The sequence below is a fragment of the Ectothiorhodospiraceae bacterium BW-2 genome (assembly GCA_008375315.1).
Classification (GTDB): domain Bacteria; phylum Pseudomonadota; class Gammaproteobacteria; order Thiohalomonadales; family Thiohalomonadaceae; genus BW-2.
On the sequence record CP032507.1, the window covers coordinates 4,017,694 to 4,040,898 of the forward strand.

Below are 23,205 nucleotides of genomic sequence, written 5' to 3' on the forward strand. Positions count from 1 at the left end.
CATCTTAATCGCCCTTTAGACGGTTTAACCGCTGTGCGACGGCGGCATTGACAAAGCCGGTAAAGAGCGGATGGCCATCTCGTGGGGTAGAGGTAAATTCGGGGTGAAACTGGCAGGCGATAAACCATGGGTGTTGATCTAGCTCAATAATCTCCACGAGTGAGTTATCCTCTGAGAAGCCGGTAAATTTCAACCCTAACTCGGCAAACGGCTCTCGGTAGCGGTTGTTAAACTCAAAACGGTGGCGGTGGCGCTCCACAATCGTCTCTTTAGCGTAGATATCTCTTACGCGAGAGCCCTCTAGCAGATGACACTTCTGCCCCCCTAGCCGCATGGTGCCACCTAGGTCTGAGTCGCTATTACGACGCTCAATCTCCCCTTCGGTATTGCGCCATTCGGTAATCAGTGCGATAACCGGATCGGGGGTGTAGGGACGAAATTCGGTCGAGTGGGCATCTTTTAAGCCGGCAATGTGACGCGCAAACTCAATGACCGCCACCTGCATCCCTAGGCAGATCCCCAAATAGGGGATATGGTGCTCTCTAGCGTACTGTGCTGCGGCAATTTTGCCCTCGACCCCCCGCTCGCCAAAGCCGCCTGGCACCAAAATGGCATCCATCTCTCGTAGCATATCGGCGCCATTTTGCTCAATATCTTCTGAATCGATATAGACAATATGGACCGATTTACGGGTATGAATACCGGCGTGAATGAGCGATTCAGAGAGCGATTTATACGATTCGGTCAAATCCATATATTTACCGACCATGGCCACTGTCACCTCGCCATCGGGGTGAGTCTGCGCCTCGACTACCGCGTGCCACTCGCTCAAATCGGCCTCTTTGAGCTGTAGCGCTAGCTTCTCCACCACAATCTCATCGAGTCCTCGGTGATGGAGCTCGGCCGGAATTTTATAGATGGTATCGACATCGAGTACCGGAATCACCGCTCGCACATCGACACTGGTAAAGAGGGCAATTTTACGCCGCTCCTCTTCGGGAATATCTTTTTCGGCCCGGCAGAGCAGAATATCGGGCTGAATGCCGATAGAGCGTAGCTCTTTAACCGAGTGCTGCGTCGGTTTCGTCTTTAACTCGCCGGCGGTGGGAATATAGGGCAGCAGCGTTAGGTGCATAAAGAGGGTGTTTGTCGCACCGAGTTCGAGCTTCATCTGCCGAATCGACTCTAAAAAGGGGAGCGATTCGATATCTCCCACCGTGCCGCCAATTTCAACTAGCGCCACATCGTATCCCTCGGCACCGGCATGAATCGACTCTTTGATGGCGTTAGTGATATGGGGAATCACCTGGACGGTCGCCCCTAAATAGTCGCCGCGCCGCTCACGCCGAATCACCTGCTCATAGATGCGGCCGGTCGTAAAGTTGTTGCGTTGGGTCATGGTGGTGCGCAAAAAGCGCTCATAGTGGCCTAAATCGAGATCGGTCTCGGCACCATCGTCGGTCACAAACACCTCGCCGTGTTGAAACGGGCTCATGGTGCCCGGATCGACATTAATGTAGGGGTCTAGTTTGAGCATGGTTACCCTCAAGCCACGCGCCTCTAGCAACGCCGCAAGGGAGGCGGCGGCTATCCCCTTGCCGAGCGAGGAGACCACACCACCGGTTACAAAAATATATTTGGTCATTTAGCTGCCTTCATTCTGAAAACCAAAGAGGGAGGGGGATAAACGGTTACCGCTAAATAGCTATAGCGCTGCCATTGTGCGCAATTTATCCCCTTTTTGCAATCGGCATCTCGCCTCACACAGCTCTAGGTGAGCGTGACAGTTCGTGTTAACCTATGGCCCAATTTTGAGAGTGCCAGCTAGTCTTCAACCCCACACCGTGAACTATCAACCCACATGAGTCACAACGCCGCCACCATTCGTTTCACCACCTATGAGCACCCCCTCGGGGAGCGTATCCGTACCCTGTTGCGACTAGAACATCTGTTTCGTCAGGCCCATTTTTTTCATCGCGAATGCCGTAATGGCTGGGATAGCCGGATGCTGGTTGTCTCGCTATTTGAACTGCTCGATCTCTTTAGCCGTACCGATCTAAAAAGTGAAATTATGAAGGAGATTGATCGCTCCATCGCTAGCCTACAGCCGCTGATTGAAAACCCTAGGGTCGATACCACTCGGCTCAGTATGACCTTAAAACTGCTCAAGCGGATTAATGATAATCTGATTGAAACCCCGGGACAACTAGGCCAAGAGCTGCGTGATGATCCCTTTTTAACCTCGATTCGCCAACGAAGCACCATTCCCGGCGGCACATGCGATTTTGATCTGCCCGCCTACCACCAGTGGTTAGAGGGCGATCCAGCGCTACGACTGCGGCTACAGCAGGAGTGGCTAGAGACACTCACCCCTATTCGTCAGGCGATTGAGGGGCTGTTGCAGATGGTACGAGATAGCGCCACCCCGTGCGCTGTCACCGCCATCAATGGACAGTATCAGCAGCCGCTCGATACTCAACATGCCTATCAGATGATCCGTATCAAGCTGCCATGCTGTCGGGAGACGCTCTATCCTGAGATAAGCGGTAGCCGCCACCGAATCAATATCCGCTTTATGCAACTCAACCAGCTATCCCTCCCCGAACCGGTCAATCTTGATAGGCAGTTCGAGCTCTCACTCTGCCTGCTATGATCCGCTGCCCCCTCTGTCACCAACCGACAAAGTGGCAAGATAACCCCTCTCGCCCCTTCTGCAGCGAGCGCTGCCGTCTAATCGATTTAGGCGAGTGGTATAGCGAAAACCGTCGCATTGCCGGTAACACAGAGAGCGCTTGCCACGACGATAAATCGCCACTACAATCGGACCATTACTTCGAGTAATAGCTGTTTAAACGATATTTATAACTTCAACCCGCAACTACGCAGATGCGTACCAACCAACCATGGAGAGTCTAACTATGGCAGAGATTTTTTCTGATGAGTGGATGAATCAACTTAAAGATGCTTGGAATGCTGAACCGGAGGTGAAAGAGGCGCTGGCAAAAATTAACTTCTCTTCGATCATTTGCTGCGGCTTTAAGAACGAAGAGAACCCTAGAGGGGTGTTTGTGGTCGAAAATGGCGAGGCGGTTCGTGCCGGTGACTGGAGTGGCGAAGAGGCTAACTGGGATATGCGTGCCGATCGCGATAACTGGATGAAGTGGATTCAAAAACCGCTAGGAATGACCTCAATGGGGATGGCGGTCGCTACCGGTAAGCTCAAATTTGCCAAGGGCGACTTTAAGGCGATGATGAAAGATCCCGGCATGGCCAGCCCATTTGTCAAAAGCTTCGCTTTAATGGCCAAAATCGGCGGCGAATAGCCCCCTTTTTGCGGCCACAGTTTAGATAACGCCACCGCTAACGGTGGCGTTTTTTATCTGTTTAAGTTTTTCAGTCCAACTGACGATAACAGCAGTGACTCCCCCCTTAGCCCGATATGAGAGACCGATGCGTTATCTGATTCTATGTCTGCTACCCTTTTCGCTCACCCTGTCAGCAGCGGTGCAGCAGTTTGGCCATACTCTACAGAGCTCAGAGTGGCATAGCAGCGGTGATCGCAACCGCTGTGAGTTTCGGCAGGATATTCCCGGCTTTGGCAGCGCTATCTTCGCCCGTGAAGCGGGAGAGGAGATTCAGCTAGTCTTTAATACCCACCGCCCTTTTGCTCCAGAACATGCGTTAGAGCTCATCGCCCTCCCCCCCTCATGGAACCACCGCTATCTACCGCAACCGATCGAGACTATCGAGCCACAAGAGTTAAAAGAGGGGGCGTTGCAACTCGCCTCTCCTATCGCCCTAAAAGCGCTCAACGCCTTAGAGAGCGGGCTAAACCCCAGTCTGCGCCACCGTCCGGCCACCACCCATATCGATCTAGTCGAGGCGCGACTCTCGGCGATTAACCTCCAACCTGACTATAGCCACTTTCTCCTCTGCCTAGAGAACCTCTACCCCTATAAGTTCGAGTTTGTAGAGCTAAGTAAGATCTACTTCGCTAGCGGCAAGAGTAATCTGACTGCGGATGATAGGGCGCGACTCGATCAAATTATCACCTATGTTAAAGCCGATCCGAGCGTGCAAGCGATTGAGATTTTCGGCTATACCGATAGTCGCGGTTTTCGGCACAAAAACGCCCTCTTAGGAGAGGAGCGAGCTCAGGCGGTGCGCGACTATTTAGAGCAGCACGGCATCACCCACCTCACGGTCTATCAACACTCCTTTGGCGAGCGCAAGCCGTTCGCCTCTAACCAGAGTGCCACCGGTCGTTCACAGAACCGAGTCGTGGTGGCCAAGCTGTTAAAAGAGCTGCGCACCGAGCCGATTATCGAACAGCAGGAGCAGGGGGTACTCCCCGAATTTGAGATTATCAACCGCCCTAACGCTAGCCGTTTTGGCAGCGAAACCGACAGCAGCGGCGCAGAAGGGGGACTCGATAGCGACGGTAGCGGCGAAGAGTATAGCTACCCCCGATTTTAGCTCTCCACCAATTAGGGTATAATCCCTCTCAGTCTATCACCACTCACCCACACTAGCCGGCGATAACCCAAAATCAAGCGGTGTGGGGGGGTGCCTTTTTTGTTTTTAGCGGGAGCTTTGATTGTCACTATGTCGAGTATCAAAAAAGTCGTACTTGCCTACTCTGGGGGTCTGGATACCTCTATTATTCTCAAATGGTTAAAAGATGCGTATCAGTGTGAAATTGTCACCTTTACCGCCGATATCGGCCAAGGCGAGGAGGTCGAACCGGCGCGGCGCAAAGCCGAAAAGGCGGGGATTGAGGAGATCTATATCGAAGATCTGCGCGAAGAGTTCGCCCGCGACTTCGTCTTTCCGATGTTTCGCGCCAATGCCATCTATGAGGGCGAATATCTGCTCGGCACCTCCATCGCCCGCCCGCTAATCGCCAAACGCCTCATTGAGATCGCCAATCAGACCGGTGCCGATGCTATCGCCCACGGTGCCACAGGCAAGGGCAACGATCAGGTTCGATTTGAGTTAGGTGCCTATGCCCTTAATCCCGATATTAAAATTATCGCCCCTTGGCGAGAGTGGGATCTACTCTCAAGAGAGAGATTGATGGCCTATGCCGCCACCCATGGTATTGAGGTCGATTTTCAACAACAGGGCAAAAAATCGCCCTACTCCATGGATGCCAATCTGCTCCATATCTCCTACGAGGGCGATCTCCTCGAAGATCCATGGCATGAGCCGGAGGAGTCGATGTGGCGCTGGTCGATCTCCCCCGAAGCGGCTCCCGATGAGCCGCTCACCCTAGAGTTGACCTATCAACAGGGCGATATTGTTGCTATTAACGGTGAGGCGATGTCGCCGGCCACTGTCATGGAATTTTTAAACCGACACGCCGGCGCTCACGGTATCGGTCGAGCCGATATTGTCGAAAATCGCTATGTCGGCATGAAATCGCGCGGCTGTTATGAGACCCCAGCGGGCACCGTCATGCTCAAAGCCCACCGCGCTATCGAATCCCTAACGCTAGATCGCGAAGCGGCCCACCTAAAAGATGAGCTCATGCCTCGCTACGCGACACTTATCTATAACGGCTACTGGTGGAGCCCGGAGCGAGAGATGTTGCAACAGGCCATTGATGCGAGCCAAACCCATGTCAATGGCACCGTTAGGGTTAAACTCTATAAGGGCAATGTCATCATTAGCGGCCGAAGATCGGAACACGACTCGCTATTTAATGAGTCACTCTGCACCTTTGAGGAGGATGCCGGTGCCTATGATCACAAAGATGCCGCTGGATTTATCCGCCTTAACGCTCTGCGGCTGCGGGTAGGGGGGCAGCGCCGTTAACTCTCTCGGTAGCGATCAAAAGAGGTATTATCGTGACGCTCTCTGACCAACAGCGCTTTGTGGCTATCTTTATCCTCTTTATCGCCGCCGCCCACACCCTACCTCCCCTCTTCGGCTCCCTATCGCTCAACTATCTCCAACTTGTCGATAGCGCGACAGTGGCACAGATTATGGAGTCGAATCTCTTTCGGGGCGGAGTGCTGGCCATAGTGGTGTTCAATCTACTCTACTTCTACCAGCGCTTCGCCCACCCTCTCGGAGAGATTCTTCACACGCGACTCTCCCAGTCACAACAGCTCGAACGCCTCACCCGTCTGCGCCGTTTTTCGCTAGAGTTTTGGTTACTATTTATCCTCTCTAGCGCCCTACGCTCCTCGCTATTTATGGCCATTGGCGCCTCGCAGCAGGCCGAGCTCTTTTCGCTGGAGATATGCCTACAGATATCTACCATAGCCGTTATCGTCACCATTACCCTCGGCCTACCGATCTTTCTGCTACTTAGCGATCACCTCGGCAAACTGGCCCCCCAAATTTACAAAATCACCACCGTTATCTCCATCCAAAATAAGGGTCTGCTGCTCGGGGCGCTCATGCCGCTGCTGCTCACTCTGATGCTGCTGCTCTACTACTACTCCCGTACCCAATTTTTTGAGCTAGAGACGCTCGGGCTGATACTACTGTTAGGGCTACTAGCGCTGCTAGCCTCCTACACTTTTATTCGCAGCTTTCGCCTCTCCCTCTCCCCCCTCAAAGAGGTGATTGAGCATAAGTCACGCTCCTTTGAGGTCTTAGCCCGACAGCTACAGCCCCGTTCACTCGACGAGCTAGGGGTATTGACCTGGGAGTATCGCCGGCTGATGCAGTTCCACCACCAAGCACAGCAGCAGATTGTCGCCTCTGAGCGGGAGCTGACCAAAATTCTCGACAGTATTAGTGAGTTCTTTTTTGTGTTAGATCATCAAGGGTGCGTGACACAGATCACCAGCGCTGTCGAAGCGACACTCGGCTACCGCCCTGCTGAGCTACGACAGCAGCCCTTTACCTCGCTGCTCATCCATCCTGATAACTACTCGAAGCTACTACAGACACTAGCGCAGAGCGCCGATCAATCCCACCATAACTACCAGTGCCAGATGCGCCGCCGCGATGGCTCTAGCGTCTATCTAGCGATGACCGCCCGCCTAATCGGCGATGAGCGGCCCGAGACTCTGCTCGAAGGCTCGGCCCGCGATATTACCAATTTGGTTAAAGCCCAAGAGGCGCTACAGGAGGAGCAGCAGAAGGCGCTTATCACCCTCAACGCTATTAATGATGGCGTCGTCTCGCTTCGCTGCGACGGTACCATTGAGTATGCTAACCAAATTGCGCAACACCTCTCCGGCTCCACCCAATCGCTGCTTGATCGCCCCTTTACCGATACTTTTCACATCATGCAGCAGCAGAGTGGCAAACTGCTCTGTTTTGAGACTATTTTGGCTCATATCTTCAAACATGAGCAGGAGGAGGAGATTCGCTGCACACTAACCCCAAAAGAGAGCGAGGCGCTCATTCTCGATATCTCGGTCGGCACCCTCTACGATAGTGAGGCCAATATCCGCAGCGTCGTGCTGGTGCTACACGATGTCACCAATACCGTCGCCCTAGCACAAGAGCTCAGTTTTCAGGCCGCCCATGATCAACTGACCGGTCTGAAAAATCGGCGTGAATTTGAACAGCGGCTCGAAAAGATCATTACCGATGCCCACCAACATCAACACCACCATGCGCTACTCTATCTCGATTTAGATCAATTTAAAGTCGTCAACGATACCTGCGGCCACCAGGCCGGAGATGAGCTACTGAAACAGCTAACCTATCAACTGCAACCGACGATTCGTACCAGTGACACCCTCGCTAGACTCGGTGGCGACGAGTTCGGGATTATTTTACACCAGTGCTCTATAGAGAAGGCGCTCACCCTTGGCGATAAGATCCGCCAGATGGTAAGCGACTTCCGCTTCCACTGGGATAACAAAACCTTCGAAATTGGTGCCAGCATCGGCTTAGTCTCGATCGATTCGACCACCACCAATAGTCACGATTTAATGCGCTGTGCCGACTCCGCCTGCTATCAGGCCAAAGATTTAGGGCGTAACCGAGTCTATCTCTACCAAGAGGATGACACCTCCCTACAGCAGAAGCATGGCGAGATGAGCTGGGTGCACCGCATTAGCGCTGCGCTATCCGACAATCGGTTTATCCTCTATGCCCAAGAGATCCGCTCCCTGCGCTGTCAAGATGAACCGCCCCACTACGAAATTTTAGTCCGCATGTGCGAAACAGATGGCTCTACCACCCCACCCATGGCCTTTATTCCCGCCGCTGAGCGCTATAACATGATGGTTCGTATCGATCAGTGGATTATTAACCAGACCTTAACACAGTTAAGCGAAGTACTCGATGAAGAGGGTCGAACGCCGATTATCTGCTCCATCAACCTCTCCGGCCAGAGTTTAAGTGATGAGCAGCTACTCGACTATGTGACCGAAAAGCTGCAACACAGCGGCGTTCCGGCCAACAGCCTCTGCTTCGAGATCACCGAAACTTCAGCGATTACCCACCTAAGCAAGGCGATGGAGCTCTTTACCCATCTTAGAGAGATGGGGTGTAGCTTCTCGCTAGATGACTTTGGTAGCGGGCTAAGCTCCTTTGGCTACCTAAAGCAGCTCCCTATCGACTGCTTGAAGATCGATGGCAGTTTTATTCGCGATATTCTCGACGATCCGATTGATCGCCAGATGGTGGACTCGATTAATAAAATCGGTCATATTATGAACCTACACACCATTGCCGAATTTGTCGAAAATGATGCCAGTATCTCACTGCTAAAGGAGCTCGATATCGACTATGTGCAGGGCTATGGTGTCTCTAGGCCCGTCCCACTAGAGGAGGTACTAGCTCGCTACCGTCCCCCCTCCCCAACCCAACCAACCCCATAAAGAGTAGAACTGAAACGATGCAGGCAACGATTGAGTGGCAACAGAAGATGACCTTTCGGGCCAGTGATGAGCGAGGCCATTCGCTAATCCTCGACGCACCCGCTATGGTAGGCGGTGACGATAACGGCTTTCGCCCCAAACAGCTACTACTCGACGCCCTCGGTGGCTGTACCGCCATGGATGTCATCTCCATCCTGACCAAAATGGGGCAGGTGCCGAAGCAGTTTCGGGTCGAAGTGAGTGCCCAGGAGGCGAGCGAACACCCCAAAGAGTTAAGCCACTTCCATCTACACTACATTGTCAGCGGTGAGGTGGCTGAAGAGAAGCTAAAACGGGCGATAGAGCTATCGCAACAGCGCTACTGCCCCGTGAGCGCCATGTTTGGCCGCTTTACCACCATTAGCTACGACATTAGTTACCAATAACCCTAGGAACCTCTCCCCCTCATGGCCACCGATATTCACGCCCAACGACTCCTTATTCTCGACTTTGGCTCCCAATATACCCAACTGATCGCCCGCCGAGTACGCGAGGCGGGGGTCTATTGCGAACTCCACCCCTACGATATGGCACTAGAGGCGATTAAAGAGTTTAACCCCAACGGCATTATCCTCTCCGGAGGGCCAGAGAGCACCACCGCAACCGCCGCACCACAAGTCGATCCGGCGCTGTTTACCATGGATGTTCCCATCCTCGGTATCTGCTACGGTATGCAGACGATGGCAGCTCAACTCGGCGGGCGGGTTGAAAGCAGTGAGAAGCACGAATATGGCTACGCCCAAGTACGCGCCCACGGCCATACGGCACTATTAAAAGATATCGAAGACCATGTCAGTACCGAAGGGTACGGCCTACTTGATGTCTGGATGAGCCACGGTGACCGCGTCACCACCCTGCCTGAGGGGTTTATCGTCATGGCCTCGACCGATTCGGCCCCCATTGCCGCGATGGCCGATGAGAGCCGTCAATTTTATGCGCTACAGTTTCACCCAGAAGTGACCCACACCCCTCAGGGGCAGCGCATTATTGAGCGCTTTGTCCACCAGATCTGCCGCTGCAAACCGCTCTGGACGGCGGGGAATATTATCGAAGATGCCATTGCGACCCTGCGCCACCAAATCGGCACCGAAGAGGTTATTTTAGGACTATCGGGAGGGGTAGATAGCTCCGTCGTCGCCGCCCTGCTCCACCGCGCTATCGGCGCACAACTTAGCTGCGTCTTTGTCGATAACGGCCTACTGCGCTATCGCGAAGGGGATCAAGTGATGGCCACCTTTGCCGACCATCTAGGGGTTAAAGTCATTCGCATCGATGCCGAAGAGCGCTTTTTAACCGCCCTCAAAGGGGAGAGCGATCCGGAAAGAAAACGCAAACTCATCGGCAACCTCTTTGTGACCATTTTTGAAGAGGAGGCGGCCAAACTAGCCAACGCTACCTGGCTAGCCCAAGGCACGATCTACCCCGATGTGATAGAGTCGGCCGGTGCCCAGAGCGGCAAAGCCCACCTCATTAAATCGCACCATAATGTCGGCGGCCTACCAGAGTGGATGAATCTAAAGCTGTGTGAGCCACTACGGGAGCTATTTAAAGATGAGGTACGAAGAGTCGGCATCGAACTCGGACTCCCCTACGATATGGTCTATCGCCACCCCTTTCCCGGGCCGGGGCTTGGGGTTAGAATTTTAGGCGAGGTCAAAAAGGAGTATGCCGAGCTGCTCCGCCTTGCAGACCATATCTTCATCGAAGAGCTCCAGCGCCACCAGCTCTACCACAAGACCTCCCAAGCCTTTGCCGTCTTCCTCCCCATCAAATCGGTAGGGGTCACCGGCGATGGTCGTCGCTACCAATATGTCATCGCCCTTAGAGCAGTTGAGACGATTGACTTTATGACCGCTCGCTGGGCTCAGCTACCGTATGAGTTTTTAGATCATGTCTGCCGTCGCATTGTCAACGAAATTGATGGCCTCTCCCGCGTGGTTTACGATATTACCGGCAAGCCGCCGGGGACGATTGAGTGGGAGTAGCCATAAGAGCGCCACTGTCGCTCCCCTCCCCCGATCACTACTGGATGGGGCTCGCCCTACAGCAGGCCCACCTTGCCGCCGCCGCCGATGAGGTACCTGTCGGCGCGCTACTGATTCAAGATAATAACCTACTTGCAGCGGGGTATAACCAGCCGATTCGTCGCTGTGATCCGACCGCTCATGCCGAAATCGTCGTACTGCGCCAAGCGGCAAAGCGAGTCGGTAACTACCGGCTGCCGGCCACCACCCTCTACACCACCCTCGAACCGTGCCCGATGTGTGCCGGAGCGATTTTACACGCCCGCATCCGGCGGGTTGTCTTCGCGACCGCCGATCCTCGCAGTGGCTGCGGCGGCTCGCTCTACTCGCTGCTAGATGATCCCCGCTTTAACCATCGCTGCCAAGTCACCGCGCACATTTTGCAGCCCCAGAGCGCCCAATTATTGCGAGAATTCTTTCGCAAACGCAGAAAAAATTAATTTTTTTTGTAAAACTTTTTGCGCATCAGACAGGGAAAAATCGAATTTTGTAATCAAAGTCACAATTTTTTCATTCACTTAACGGAATTAATTGGCACTCTCCAGTTTCGAGTGCTAAGATAATCACTGCTTGCATTTTATTCCTGACTACTTTACTATGGTATTTAGTTTAAGATGATGACTAAAAGGGAGAGACGAGATGAGACAGTTAGAGTTAGCAGTAGGTTCACCTATCGGCAGTATCGATTCCTATACCCACGCCATTAACCAAATTCCGATGTTAACGGTAGAGGAGGAGCGAGAGCTAGCCATCCGTCTGCAAGAGAGTGAAGATATTGAGGCGGCTCGCAAGTTGGTGATGTCCCATCTGCGCTTTGTCGTCCATATTGCTCGCGGCTATAGTGGATATGGGCTCGCGCACGCCGATCTGATTCAAGAGGGGAATGTGGGCTTAATGAAGGCGGTCAAACGCTTCGATCCTAGCCACAATGTTCGCCTAGTATCGTTTGCCGTCCACTGGATTCGCGCCGAAATTCATGAGTTTATCCTCAAAAACTGGCGCGTGGTTAAAGTGGCGACCACAAAGGCGCAACGCAAGCTATTTTTCAATCTGCGTAGCTCCAAAACTCGCCTCGGCTGGTTCTCGCCCGATGAGGTGGAGATGGTCGCTAACGAGCTAGGGGTAACGCAAAAAGATGTGCTGGAGATGGAGTCTCGTTTAAGCGGCAAAGATATCGGTTTTGATGGCGAAGCGGATGATGATGATGACGATAGCGCCATCATCGCCCCCTCTAGCTACCTGCAAGATAGCCGCTACGAACCGGCGGCTCAAATTGAGCAGGAGAACTGGACTGAGCACAACAACAGTCGGCTCTATAGCGCGATAGAGAATCTTGACGCCCGCAGCCAAGATATCCTCTCCTCGCGCTGGCTGGCCGAAAAGAAGAGCACCTTACAGGAGTTGGCCGATAAGTATGGCGTCTCTGCCGAGCGTATTCGCCAGTTAGAGAAGAACGCCCTGACCAAACTACAAGGGATGTTAGCCCCCTCGCCGGCCTGAGTCGGCCTCAACAAGTAGCGCCGCTGCCTCTGCCGTGGAGAGCGTTCTCCCCGGTAGAGGGATAAGTGCCGCCACCCGTTCACGATAGCGGCGATAGCGCTCCCCGTGGGCAGCCATTAGCTTCCGCTCCTCCAGTCGATATCCTACCAGCAGATAGAGTGTCACCACTACCGTAGCCGTTAGCTGGATCTGATCCATCGGTCGGCACCAGAGCATCACCAATAGTAGCGAATACCAAGGGTGGCGCACGAAGCGGTGCAGTGTCGAAATCGAAAATGGCTCCGGCTCAAATAGCCCCCTCTCCCCCTCTCGTAGCTGCCGTACCCCAGAGAAGTAACCCATATCGTAACAGCGACCCGAGTAGAGCAGCAGTGCCACCGCCCCCCCCAACAGCAGATACCCTAAATAGTGCCACGGTTCAGGCCACTGATAGACAACCTCCCCTCGCCACTGCCACAGCATCCATACCACCGGCAGCAGTAGTAGCAGCGCCAGCAAATTAAAGCCAAACCGATAGGCGTGAAACCACGGCGCAAAGCGTCTAGCCACCCACTGTTTACACGCTAACGAGGCTAACAGAGAGTGAAGTAGGCCATAGAGCAGTAGATATCCGGTCAAAAGTAACGCTTCAACTCCCATCCTCAAACCTACCTCTCTCTAGTTCGCTGTTTAGTGCGCCATCGGTCGCAAAATTAACTCATTCCCCCGCTGGGTAAACTCCAGATAGCGCAGATAGCTCATCCCTAAAAGCACCGATTGCTCGCCACTCATCGCCGGATTGATACTCGCACGAACATCTGTCACCCGTAGTGGCCCGATCTCGACGCTATCGAGTTGGGTCTGCCAAGCAGTTATCGGGCCGTTAGCGGTCTGATAGACTCGTCTCGCCCCCTTTGAGAGCCCGATTCGCTCGGCGACTGCTAACGGTATCGAGACATCGCTCGCCCCAGTATCGAGCATCATCTCGACCGGATAGCCGTTGATTGAACCGCTAACAACATAGTGGCCAAAGCGGTTTCGTTGCAATATGACCGCCTCAGTCTCATCTGAGCTCAACGCCACCTGTCGATTAGGATTATGCTGTCGCTGTATCAGATCATTAAATAGCAGCGTTAACAGCCCTAGCAGGAGCAAAAACGCCGCCACCAGCATAGCGGTACCGATAGGTCGGGTCTCATTACTCAATCGCACCCTCCTCATCGATATCTAAGATGATCTGCTGTCCGTGCTGTAGCGCGGCGACATCTCGACTCACAATCCTCTCCCCCAGCGCAATATCGCCGCTTACCGCATAGTGCTGATCTAGCCGCTCTAACAAGAGAACCTGCCGCTGCTGTAGCCGCCGATTCTCATCGACTACAAATAGGAGTGCTCGTCCATCATCGAGCACGACGGCGCTTGAGGGAACCAACATCGAGTTTTCACGCTGCTGTAGCGGCAGTAAGACCGACATCAACCGCCCCGGGTATAGCCCCGCTGCCTCCGAAAGGGCGAGGGTCACGCGACGGGTGTGAGTGCGGGGATCGGCCAACGGCTCAACCGATACGACACTTGCCTGATACTCGCCCTGTTGCCCCTCTGCCGTAGCGACCCTCACTCGCTCCCCCACCTGCAACGCCAACGGCTCTGAGGCAGAGAGGTAGCACACTAACTCATACCCTTGGATATCGACTAACTGCGCGACCCTCTCTCCCGCCTTTACCCACTCGGCTAGCTCAGGCGTTAACAGTGAGATGATCCCTGTCAAGGGTGCCCGCAGCGTATGACGCTGTTGCTGCCGCTGCTGCTGCGAAAGCTCCATCTGCAACCCCTCTAGCCGTTGCGGCCCTGTCTGCTGGATGTGTTGCAGACGAGTCACCTCACTCTCTAGCTGCAGTAATCGCTGCCGAGCACTATCGCGCTGCGATTGCGATCCGAGCGAGTTCGCCCCTAACTGCGTCAGCCGTTCTACCTCTTGGCGCTGTAGCTGTAGCGTCTCGATCGCCTGTTGTAGCAGCTCTCGATCCCGTTCAATCGCCTGTTGCTCCTGCCGATACTCTAACCGCAACTGCTGTAGCCTATCCGCCACATCACGACTATCGAGTCTGAGCAGCACCACCCCTTCCTCAACCAGCGCCCCTAGCGATCCCGCTCTCTCAACCACCTTGCCACTCACCTCTGCCACAATATCGACTTGGCGCTGCGGCTGTAGCTCTCCCCAGCTCTTTAAGTAGGGGGTCACAGCCGCAGCTACCACTGTCGTGGTAGCGACACTGATTAGGCGCTCGGCGGTAGCAGGGCTCAATTCGACCTCGGGGCGGCTCTGTAACAGCCACCAACCGCTCAAAGTCGCGATTCCCACCACCAGTAGTATCAAAAATAGTTGTCGCATAGGGGCTATATTATGGGGGGTTCGTTCGCTTCTCCACCACTGACGAGTGTTTCGGTGAACAGTTCGACCGTCTCATCCGGTTCACTCTTATCAAACCGAGCGATATGAAACAGGGCATCCCCCTCATTGACCAGTGGTAAATTGGTCTTACCAATAATCAGACCGCTCATAGGGGCGACCACCCCCTGCTCATTGTCGCCAAAAGGGGAGTCGATGATCCCTAGCTGCTCTCGCTTCTCCACCCACTGCCCCAGCCCCTTAAAGGCCCGAAAGACCCCACTCTCCGGTGCCCTCACCCAGCTAGAGGCGCGAGCCACCAGCGATTCGACCCGCGGCTTCTGTTTACTGCGGTAGCTGCTTTTAGGCAACATTCCCAGCTCACGCATCACATTTAACACTCCTTTAACCCCGGCACGAATCGATAACTCATCAAATCTTAGCGCCTCGCCCGCCTCATAGAGCAGCATCGGAATACCGCGCTCGGCCGCCTCCTGTCGGAGGGAGCCGTCACGCAGATCGGAGCCAAGAATCACCGGAACCCCAAAAGCGTGCGCCAATCCCAGCGCTTCATCATGATCCAAATTGACCCGAATTTGGGGCAAGTTACTGCGATGAACCGCGCCGGTGTGAAGATCGATACCGTGACTACAGTTATCGACAATCTCACGCATAAAGATATTGGCCAGCCTTGCCGCGAGTGATCCCCGCTCGCTTCCTGGAAAAGAGCGGTTTAGATCTCGTCGGTCGGGGAGATAGCGAGAGTGGTGAATGAGCCCAAAGACATTCACCACCGGAATAGTAATGAGGGTGCCACTTAGGCGTGATAAGACCTTCTGCTGCTGCAGACGGCGGATAATCTCCACCCCATTCAACTCATCGCCATGAATCGCCGCCGAGATAAACAGCGCCGGCCCCGGCCGCTTGCCACGCCGAACCTGCACCGGCATTCTCAGCGGGGTATGGGTATGGAGTTGAGCAATCGGCAGATCGAACCCAAGCCGTTCACCGGCACCAATGGTGTGGCCCGCAATCGTTAGCGGCGGCACAGGCTATCCCCTACCACGGGTACGGGTGCGATGAGGACGAGCGTTCTGCTCCAAAAACTCGATCACCATCGATGCGATATCGCGGTTAGTCGCTCTCTCGATCCCCTCTAGTCCGGGCGAGGAGTTGACCTCCATCACCAATGGCCCCCGCTCTGATCGTAGCAGATCGACCCCAGCCACATTAAGCCCCATCACTTTAGCCGCTTTAATCGCCGTCGTGCGCTCTTGTGGCGTGATCTTCACTAACTTAGCACTACCACCACGATGAAGGTTGGAGCGAAACTCCCCCTCCTGCGCCTGGCGCATCATCGATGCGACCACCTTGCTACCGACCACAAAGCAGCGAATATCGCTCCCCGCCGCTTCGCGAATAAACTCCTGAACTAAAATATCGGCTTTAAGCCCCATAAAGGCCTCTATGACACTCTCTGCCGCTTTGCGCGTCTCGGCTAGCACCACCCCAATCCCCTGCGTCCCCTCCAACAGCTTAATCACTAACGGTGCCCCACCGACCATGGTAATCAGATCGTGAATATCGCCAGGATAGCTCGCAAAACCGGTTCGTGGCATTCCGACCCCCTCCCTTGACATTAGCTGTAGTGAGCGCAACTTATCGCGGGAGCGGGAGATTGCCACCGACTCATTGGCTGGAAAGACCCCCATCATCTCAAACTGACGCAAAACAGCGGTACCATAGAAGGTGATCGAGGCTCCAATTCGGGGAATCACCGCATCAAACCCCTCCAGAAGCTCACCGGCGTAGTGAACCTCCGGCCTATCTGCGGCAATATTCATATAGCAACGCAGTGTATCAAGCACACGCATCTCATGGCCGCGCAGCTCTCCAGCCTCCACTAACCGCCGAGTCGAATAGAGACTGCGGTTACGGGAGAGGATGGCAATTTTCATAAACGGGTTCTCCTGACAGATAAGATCCATCCGGTTCAATCCGGAACCGGTCGGCCAGAGCGGTGCGCCCTAATAACATTCTAAAGCGCATCGTATCACGATTGGTCAGGGTAATTTCAATCGGCCAGCAGAGTGCTCCTATCACCACTGGGGTGACAATCACCAACCGCCGCTCCTTATGCCCGCCCGAATCGGTGACTACCCGCTCATCCTGCACCAAGGCGTGACAAAACTGCTGTTGATCCTGCTGTTGTAGCGGGTGGAGCCCGAATCGAACCCGCAACTCCCCCTTATCGTGATAGGTCTCCAACCCAAAGGTATGCAGCGCCGAGGTTCGTGCACCACTATCGACCTTAACCTTAATTCGGCTCACCCCCAGATGGGGCAAAGCGGCCCATTCGCGCCAACCGATAGCGAGTCGCTCACCGCCCCCTCTGTCCAACACAGCCTCTTTCACTCAAACTCAGGCGGCACCTGCCAGACGCTCACCCTCGCGATGGCGTTGAATAACGCCACGACTTCGCAGCAGTAGCGACTCCCCCTCCATCTCCTCCGGCTGCGCTAGCCCCATTAACTGTAGTACCGTCGGCGCGACCGAAGAGAGTCCAGCCCCACTAGAGAGTACCCAATAGTGCTCATCAATCACCAAAAGCGGCACCGGAAAGGAGGTATGTTGCGTCTGTGGCCCCCCCGTTAAGGGATCGACCATCTCCTCGCAGTTACCGTGATCGGCGGTCACAACGACCGAGTAGCCTAGCTCGGTTGCCACATCGAGTAGCCGTCCCACTTCACGATCAAGCGTCTCGACCGCCTCAATCACCGCACTCCTCACTGCGGTATGGCCGACCATATCACCATTTGCAAAGTTGACTAGCAGAAAATCATACTGCCCGCCCTGAAGGGTCTCAATCATAGTATCGGCCACCCTAGCGGCACTCATCTGCGGCATTAAATCGTAAGTGGCGACCTTGGGTGATGGAATTAAGATCCGCTTCTCCCCTTGGTAGGGCTCCTGCCGCCCGCCGTTAAAAAAGTAGGTTACGTGGGCAAATTTTTCCGTTTCGGCGCAGTGGAACTGGGCGACTCCTGCTCGACTTAACACCTCCCCTAAAGAGGTTCTGGCGCTATCGGGTTCAAAGGCGAATGGCAGCGGCAGCTCCCTATCGTAAGGCATCATGCAATAGATAGAGGGGCAGGGGGTTGTGCCGCGATCAAAGACGGCAAAATCGCGATTATGGAGCGCATAAATGAGCTGTCGCGGCCTATCTTTACGAAAGTTGAAAAATAGCAGCGGCGTTTTTGCCGTCAAGGGTCGCCAAGCGGGTAGGATGGTCGGCTTAATAAACTCATCCGACTCATTAGCGCTATAGGCCGCCTCAATCGCCTCTTTAGCGGAGTCAGCTTTACGGCCATACCCTAACATTAACAGCCGCCACGCCTTTTCAGTCCTCTCCCAGCGCTTATCGCGATCCATTGCGTAGTAGCGACCACAGACTGAGGCAATCGCCCCTCCGGCCGCCATTAGCGCCTGTTGCAGCGGCGGCAGGTAGTCGAGCGCCGAGTGGGGAGGGGTATCCCGACCATCGGTCACTATATGCACCAGCGGCACCACCTGCTGCTGCTGCGCCAGCTCAATGAGTGCTAACAGATGCCTAATATGGCTATGCACGCCGCCATCAGAGACGAGACCTAGCAGATGGAGCGGCTCATTCTGCTCCCGCGCCTGTGCGCACGCCTTCAAAAAGAGCGGCAGCTCAAAAAACTCTCCCGACTCAATCGCATCATCTATTTTGACTAAGTCTTGTCGAATAATCGAACCACTGCCGAGAGTGAGGTGGCCCACCTCCGAATTTCCCATCTGTCCATCAGGCAGCCCTACGGCATGGCCCGAGGCTTGAATCAGCGTATGTGGGTAGCGACCAAAATAGCGGTCAAGGTTGGGGGTACGAGCCAACTCAACGGCATTATCACTACGAGCCGGATTGGTACCAAAACCATCCAAAACCACCAACATAACCTTGCGGCGAGGGGCTGTCATCTCTACCTCCGATAATTTGGGTTAAAACCCGATTATGCCACAACCCCAGAGCAATTCATACGCATATTTTAATCCTAATTGCAATATCACCTTTTATCTTTTTTGCTATCTCTTTTGGGGTAAATGGGCGGCTCTTTCGCTGTTAATGGCTCTCTAAAGCCCGTTAAATCGACCAGCCACGAATCGCCGCCACCCCCTGCCCACCAGCCTCTCTCACCTTCGGTAGATCGCTCTCGGTCAGGCCGCCAAGCGCATAGACCGGCAGCGGTAGCTGTCGGCAGATCTCCCCGAAGCGCTGCCATCCGAGCGTTATCGCCCCCGGGTGGCTCTGTGTCGGTAGCACCGGAGAGAGCAAAATATAGTCCACCCCCAAACTGACCGCCCGCTCAGCCTCAGCTAGCGTATGGCAGGAGGCTCCGAGCCAAGACTCCTCCGGCCGCCGGTTAAGCCCTACCACCTCGACTGAGGTTAAATGGCGACCGGTTTCAACCGCCAGTGGCGCCTCTCCATAGCGCAGTAATACCCTATCGGGTTGAGCGACGCGCAATAGCTGCGCCCCAAGCTCGGCCCAGCGGCGATAGGCCTCGACACCGGTGACTGTGTTAGCACGCAAAATAGCGGTGGCTATCTGTCGCCGCGCCATCTGCTGCTGCAAAAGTTGCCAATAGTCGGGCCACTTGTCAGCCGACTCTGGCGGCTCTGGCGTTATTAAAATTCGCTCCCCCAACTGTAGCGCGCTAATAATCGCCCGATTCGCCGCCGGAAAAGGGTACTCCCCGAGCGCTGAGATCGGCACAGCTTGCAACCTCTGCCCCTCGCGCCCCTGCGGCTCCCCTTGATAACGCTCAACTCGCCACACCTCCAGCCTAACCCCCCCCTCCTGATAGCGCCACGGGATCTCGATTAAACGACGACAGTCAGCGGGATTCACCTGTAGCGCCAACTCCTCGTAGAGCTCCCGCTGTAGCGCCTCCATCGCCCCCTCCCCCGGCTCAATCTTGCCGCCGGGAAACTCCCACAACGATCCCTGAGACTGATGTGCCTGGCGTTTAGCCAGCCAAATATTGCCATCAGAAGCCGAGATTACCCCAACGACGACCCGACGCAAATTCTCAAACAAAACCGGCTCCCCCTAGTCGCTCTATAGACAACACGACAGCAATAGGCTAAGTTAGAGCCTAACGCCACCCTCAACCCCAACGGTCTCAATGTAATGTTAATCGTCATCTCCCCTGCCAAAAAACTCGATACCGATACCCCCTCTCCCCTACCGCAGTACCATGCCGCCCCCGAACTGCTAACCGAAGCGGAGCAGTTAATCGCCACCTTACGCCAACTCTCCGTTGACGACATCGCCGAACGGATGAAACTAAGCATGAAACTCGCCCAGCTCAACTTTGAGCGCTACGCTAGCTGGTCTCCCCCCTTTCGCTATCCCGACTCTAAACCGGCTCTGCTCACCTTTAAAGGCGATGTTTATACTAGCCTTAATGTCGCCCAGCTCACCCCGGCCGATCTAGCATATAGTCAAGATCACCTGCGCATCCTATCGGGACTCTACGGACTGTTGCGTCCTTTCGATCTGATCCACCCCTACCGTCTGGAGATGGGAACTTCGCTGCCAACTCCTCGTGGTAAGAATCTATACCAGTTTTGGGGTGATCGAATCACCACGCTAATTAACCGCGAACTCGCTAAACAGGCTCAACCGGTACTGATTAACCTCGCCTCGCAAGAGTACTGGAAAGTGATCCAGCCACAGCAGATTGAGGGCACCCTCATCACTCCTCAATTTAAACAGTGTCGAGAGGGCCACTGTCGCACCATCGGCATTCACGCAAAGCGGGCGCGGGGGCTAATGAGCCGCTACATTCTGCTTAACCGCCTCAAGACCCCACAACAACTACAGCAGTTCAATAGTGACGACTACCACTACAGCGCCGCCCTCTCCTCTGCTAATGAGTGGATCTTTTGTCGTGATATAGACGGTTAATCACTCACTGCTGTTCTGACTGGCGAGCTATCGCCCTTGAGGCGGCGAGCAGATAGTCGATCATCGACCAGAGCGTTAACAGCGCGGCCAGATAGAGTAGCGCTAATCCCCACAGCGCCAGATTGATCCCCCATAACGGCTGGCCATAGAGCAGTAGCGCCAACGAGACCATCTGCGCGGTCGTCTTCACCTTTCCCAGCCAACTGACCGCCACGGAACCCGACGCCCCAATCGTTGACATCCACTCCCGCAGCGCCGAGACCACAATTTCACGCCCAATAATAACCGTTGCCGGCAGCGCGAGCCAAAAGCCGGCATAGGGGGTCGGGTTATGATCCACCACCAACACCAATACCGACGCCACCATTAATTTATCGGCCACCGGATCGAGAAAGGCCCCAAAGCGGCTAGTTAACCCCATCCTTCTAGCCAGATAGCCATCTAACCAATCGGTTACAGCGGCCAGAATAAACAGCAGCGTTGCTAGCAGATGGCTCCACTCAAACGGCAGATAGAACCCCAAGACCAAAAACGGAATCAGTACAATACGCGCCACGGTCAACAGATTGGGAAGTGTCATGAAAAAAACCCCTACACGCACCCTGCTCCGGCAGGCCATGCTCTAATGAAAGTTATGATAGATGCGTTCGGCTAGTGAGCGACTGATCCCTTTAACTCGAACAAGATCCTCAATGGTCGCTCGCGAGAGCTGCTGCATCCCACCAAACTGCTGCAGTAACAGCCGTCGCCGTTTCGGGCCTAACCCCTCAATCTGCTCCAGCGAGGAGGTGAGGCGCTTTTTAGCTCGCCGTTTACGGTGCCCCTCTATCGCAAAGCGGTGCGCCTCATCTCGCACCCGCTGCAACAGATGCAGTGCCGCCGACTCTGCTGGCAGTATAATCGGCACACTCTGCTCGGGCAAGAGGAGCTGCTCCAATCCCGGTTTACGCCCCTCCCCTTTAGCGATACCGACAACCTGCAATGCATACACTAGCTTAAACTCTTTGATCACCTCAAATACTCGGCCGATCTGCCCTCTGCCGCCATCGATTAACAGCAGTTGCGGCAGCCTCTCCCAGTCGGCAGCGGCCGGCTGCTCAGTAAAGGGGCGCAGCCGTCGCCGGATCACCTGCTCCATAGCCGCATAGTCATCCCCCGGCGCAATATGATCGATGTGATAGCGGCGATAGTGCGCCGTTTGCGGCCCATCGCGAGTAAACACCACCCCCGAGGCAACCGTCGCCTCCCCTGCCGTGTGGCTAATGTCATAACACTCAATGCGCTCAAACGGAGTCGGTATCGGTAGCCGTTGCAGTAGCTGCTCAAACTGCGCCGCCACGCGATTCTGCTGATTAACGCGCTGCTGCAGCGCCTGCTCGCCGTTGCGCTGCGCTAACTCCAGCCAGTGGCGTAGCTGGCCTCGTTTAGGGGCAACGATCTCAATTTTTCGTCCCGCCTCACGACTCAATAGCTCATTTAGCTGCTGCTGATCCGCCACCGTTTCGGTCACAAGAATTCGGGCTGGAATGAGGCCCTCCCCTCCCTGTAGCTGATCTAGATAGTAGCGCTTCACAAAACTGTTGAGCAGCTCGCCGCTATCACTAAACCGCTCCCCCTCCATAATAAAGCGCCGATTACCGACTAGATGGCCATCCCGAACATAGAGTAGCTCAAGCGCGTACTCGCCAGCTAAGGCGGCCACCGCAATGACATCGAGGTTATCCTGCCCCTGAATCACATGCTGCTGCTGCTGTATCTGCCTTAACGCGGTGATGCGATCTCTCATCACCGCCGCCGTTTCATACTCCAGTGCGGCTGCCGCCTCTGTCATTAAGATCACCAAGTGGTCGATCACAGCGCCGCTCTCCCCCTGCAAAAAGAGTCTCGTATGCTCCACATCCACGCCATAGGCTTCAGGCGAGATATAGCCGACACAGGGGGCGCTACAGCGCTCAATCTGGTACTGTAAACAGGGTCGGGAGCGATGACGATAGGTGGTCTCGTCACATTGGCGCAGCCGAAATAGCCTCTGTAGCAGATAGAGACTCTCACGCACCGCACTCACCCCAGGATAGGGGCCAAAATAGTCCGCCCCCTGATCTGTGCGCCGTTTACGCACCGAGCCGAGTCGGGGAAAGGGATCTTTTGAAAGATAGAGATAGGGGTAACTCTTATCATCACGCAGCAAGATATTATAGTGCGGACGATGCTGCTTAATAAGATTATTTTCTAACAGCAGCGCCTCGGCCTCGCTGCGGGTCGTCATCACCTCAATAGAGGCAATTTGAGCAACCAGACGGGCGGTTTTAGCCGAGAGTGAGCTTTGAGCGCCAAAATAGCTACTTAAACGCCGTTTAAGCTGATTGGCCTTACCGACATAGAGCAGCTCACCGTCGGCACCATACATCTGATAGACGCCCGGCTCATTGCCCACTTCGGCCAAAAAGCGGCGGTGATCAAACGAAGTCACTGAACTCACCGCCAACTAAC

General features: G+C 54.7%; 22 protein-coding genes. 11 read left to right on the forward strand and 11 right to left on the reverse strand.

Annotated elements, in window-relative coordinates:
• Positions 1–4 precede the first annotated feature (4 nt).
• Complete coding sequence (locus D5085_18485) at positions 5–1,645, reverse strand: CTP synthase (GenBank protein QEP44947.1); 1,641 nt, start codon at positions 1,643–1,645, stop codon at positions 5–7.
• A 216-nt stretch (positions 1,646–1,861) separates the two neighbouring features.
• On the opposite strand from D5085_18485, the gene zapD reads away from it, so the two are divergent.
• The 10 genes from zapD to rpoH all read left to right on the forward strand — a co-directional run bounded on the left by zapD (position 1,862) and on the right by rpoH (position 12,358).
• Positions 1,862–2,653, forward strand: coding sequence for a cell division protein ZapD (gene zapD / locus D5085_18490; protein QEP44948.1), 792 nt, complete (start codon positions 1,862–1,864; stop codon positions 2,651–2,653).
• On the forward strand, positions 2,650–2,841 hold the full coding sequence (yacG, locus tag D5085_18495; protein QEP44949.1) for a DNA gyrase inhibitor YacG: 192 nt from the start codon (positions 2,650–2,652) through the stop codon (positions 2,839–2,841). The genes zapD and yacG overlap by 4 nt, the downstream gene beginning before the upstream one ends.
• Before the next feature lie 77 nt (positions 2,842–2,918).
• On the forward strand, positions 2,919–3,323 hold the full coding sequence (locus tag D5085_18500) for an SCP-2 sterol transfer family protein (protein QEP44950.1): 405 nt from the start codon (positions 2,919–2,921) through the stop codon (positions 3,321–3,323).
• Positions 3,324–3,450: 127 nt separating this feature from the next.
• Positions 3,451–4,476: an OmpA family protein gene (locus D5085_18505; protein ID QEP44951.1), complete on the forward strand. Its 1,026-nt coding sequence runs from the start codon at positions 3,451–3,453 to the stop codon at positions 4,474–4,476.
• 129 nt (positions 4,477–4,605) lie between these two features.
• On the forward strand, positions 4,606–5,817 hold the full coding sequence (locus tag D5085_18510; protein QEP44952.1) for an argininosuccinate synthase: 1,212 nt from the start codon (positions 4,606–4,608) through the stop codon (positions 5,815–5,817).
• A 32-nt stretch (positions 5,818–5,849) separates the two neighbouring features.
• Positions 5,850–8,795, forward strand: coding sequence for a bifunctional diguanylate cyclase/phosphodiesterase (locus D5085_18515; GenBank protein QEP44953.1), 2,946 nt, complete (start codon positions 5,850–5,852; stop codon positions 8,793–8,795).
• Between the two features lie 17 nt (positions 8,796–8,812).
• A complete protein-coding gene (locus D5085_18520; protein ID QEP44954.1) occupies positions 8,813–9,220 on the forward strand; it encodes an OsmC family peroxiredoxin in 408 nt (135 codons plus the stop codon).
• Positions 9,221–9,241: 21 nt separating this feature from the next.
• The gene (locus D5085_18525; protein ID QEP44955.1) at positions 9,242–10,819 is read left to right on the forward strand and encodes a glutamine-hydrolyzing GMP synthase; all 1,578 of its coding nucleotides are present in this window, start codon (positions 9,242–9,244) and stop codon (positions 10,817–10,819) included.
• 2 nt (positions 10,820–10,821) lie between these two features.
• Positions 10,822–11,298 carry a tRNA adenosine(34) deaminase TadA gene (gene tadA, locus D5085_18530; GenBank protein QEP45230.1) on the forward strand — a complete coding sequence of 159 codons (477 nt, stop codon included), beginning with the start codon at positions 10,822–10,824 and terminating at the stop codon, positions 11,296–11,298.
• A gap of 199 nt (positions 11,299–11,497) precedes the next feature.
• The gene (rpoH, locus tag D5085_18535) at positions 11,498–12,358 is read left to right on the forward strand and encodes an RNA polymerase sigma factor RpoH (protein QEP44956.1); all 861 of its coding nucleotides are present in this window, start codon (positions 11,498–11,500) and stop codon (positions 12,356–12,358) included.
• Here the strand turns inward: rpoH and D5085_18540 are convergent.
• The 8 genes from D5085_18540 to D5085_18575 form a co-directional block, all read right to left on the reverse strand.
• Positions 12,338–12,997: a hypothetical protein gene (locus D5085_18540; protein QEP44957.1), complete on the reverse strand. Its 660-nt coding sequence runs from the start codon at positions 12,995–12,997 to the stop codon at positions 12,338–12,340. The genes rpoH and D5085_18540 overlap by 21 nt on opposite strands.
• Positions 12,998–13,027: 30 nt before the next feature.
• Positions 13,028–13,510: a TIGR02281 family clan AA aspartic protease gene (locus D5085_18545; GenBank protein ID QEP45231.1), complete on the reverse strand. Its 483-nt coding sequence runs from the start codon at positions 13,508–13,510 to the stop codon at positions 13,028–13,030.
• 25 nt (positions 13,511–13,535) lie between these two features.
• Positions 13,536–14,729, reverse strand: coding sequence for an efflux RND transporter periplasmic adaptor subunit (locus D5085_18550; GenBank protein QEP44958.1), 1,194 nt, complete (start codon positions 14,727–14,729; stop codon positions 13,536–13,538).
• A gap of 5 nt (positions 14,730–14,734) precedes the next feature.
• Positions 14,735–15,775, reverse strand: coding sequence for a succinylglutamate desuccinylase (locus tag D5085_18555; protein ID QEP44959.1), 1,041 nt, complete (start codon positions 15,773–15,775; stop codon positions 14,735–14,737).
• A 3-nt stretch (positions 15,776–15,778) separates the two neighbouring features.
• On the reverse strand, positions 15,779–16,684 hold the full coding sequence (locus tag D5085_18560; protein QEP44960.1) for a 30S ribosomal protein S6--L-glutamate ligase: 906 nt from the start codon (positions 16,682–16,684) through the stop codon (positions 15,779–15,781).
• Positions 16,659–17,129, reverse strand: a complete 471-nt coding sequence (locus D5085_18565; protein QEP44961.1) for an ATP-dependent zinc protease — start codon at positions 17,127–17,129, stop codon at positions 16,659–16,661. The genes D5085_18560 and D5085_18565 overlap by 26 nt, the downstream gene beginning before the upstream one ends.
• Positions 17,130–17,147: 18 nt before the next feature.
• Positions 17,148–18,722, reverse strand: coding sequence for a 2,3-bisphosphoglycerate-independent phosphoglycerate mutase (locus tag D5085_18570; GenBank protein ID QEP44962.1), 1,575 nt, complete (start codon positions 18,720–18,722; stop codon positions 17,148–17,150).
• 163 nt (positions 18,723–18,885) lie between these two features.
• Positions 18,886–19,842, reverse strand: coding sequence for a Nudix family hydrolase (locus D5085_18575; GenBank protein ID QEP44963.1), 957 nt, complete (start codon positions 19,840–19,842; stop codon positions 18,886–18,888).
• Positions 19,843–19,935: 93 nt separating this feature from the next.
• On the opposite strand from D5085_18575, the gene yaaA reads away from it, so the two are divergent.
• The gene (yaaA, locus tag D5085_18580) at positions 19,936–20,715 is read left to right on the forward strand and encodes a peroxide stress protein YaaA (protein QEP44964.1); all 780 of its coding nucleotides are present in this window, start codon (positions 19,936–19,938) and stop codon (positions 20,713–20,715) included.
• A gap of 4 nt (positions 20,716–20,719) precedes the next feature.
• Here yaaA and pgsA read toward each other — a convergent pair whose 3' ends face one another.
• On the reverse strand, positions 20,720–21,295 hold the full coding sequence (pgsA, locus tag D5085_18585) for a CDP-diacylglycerol--glycerol-3-phosphate 3-phosphatidyltransferase (GenBank protein ID QEP44965.1): 576 nt from the start codon (positions 21,293–21,295) through the stop codon (positions 20,720–20,722).
• Positions 21,296–21,337: 42 nt separating this feature from the next.
• Positions 21,338–23,194, reverse strand: a complete 1,857-nt coding sequence (gene uvrC / locus D5085_18590) for an excinuclease ABC subunit UvrC (protein ID QEP44966.1) — start codon at positions 23,192–23,194, stop codon at positions 21,338–21,340.
• Between the last annotated feature and the right edge of the window lie 11 nt (positions 23,195–23,205).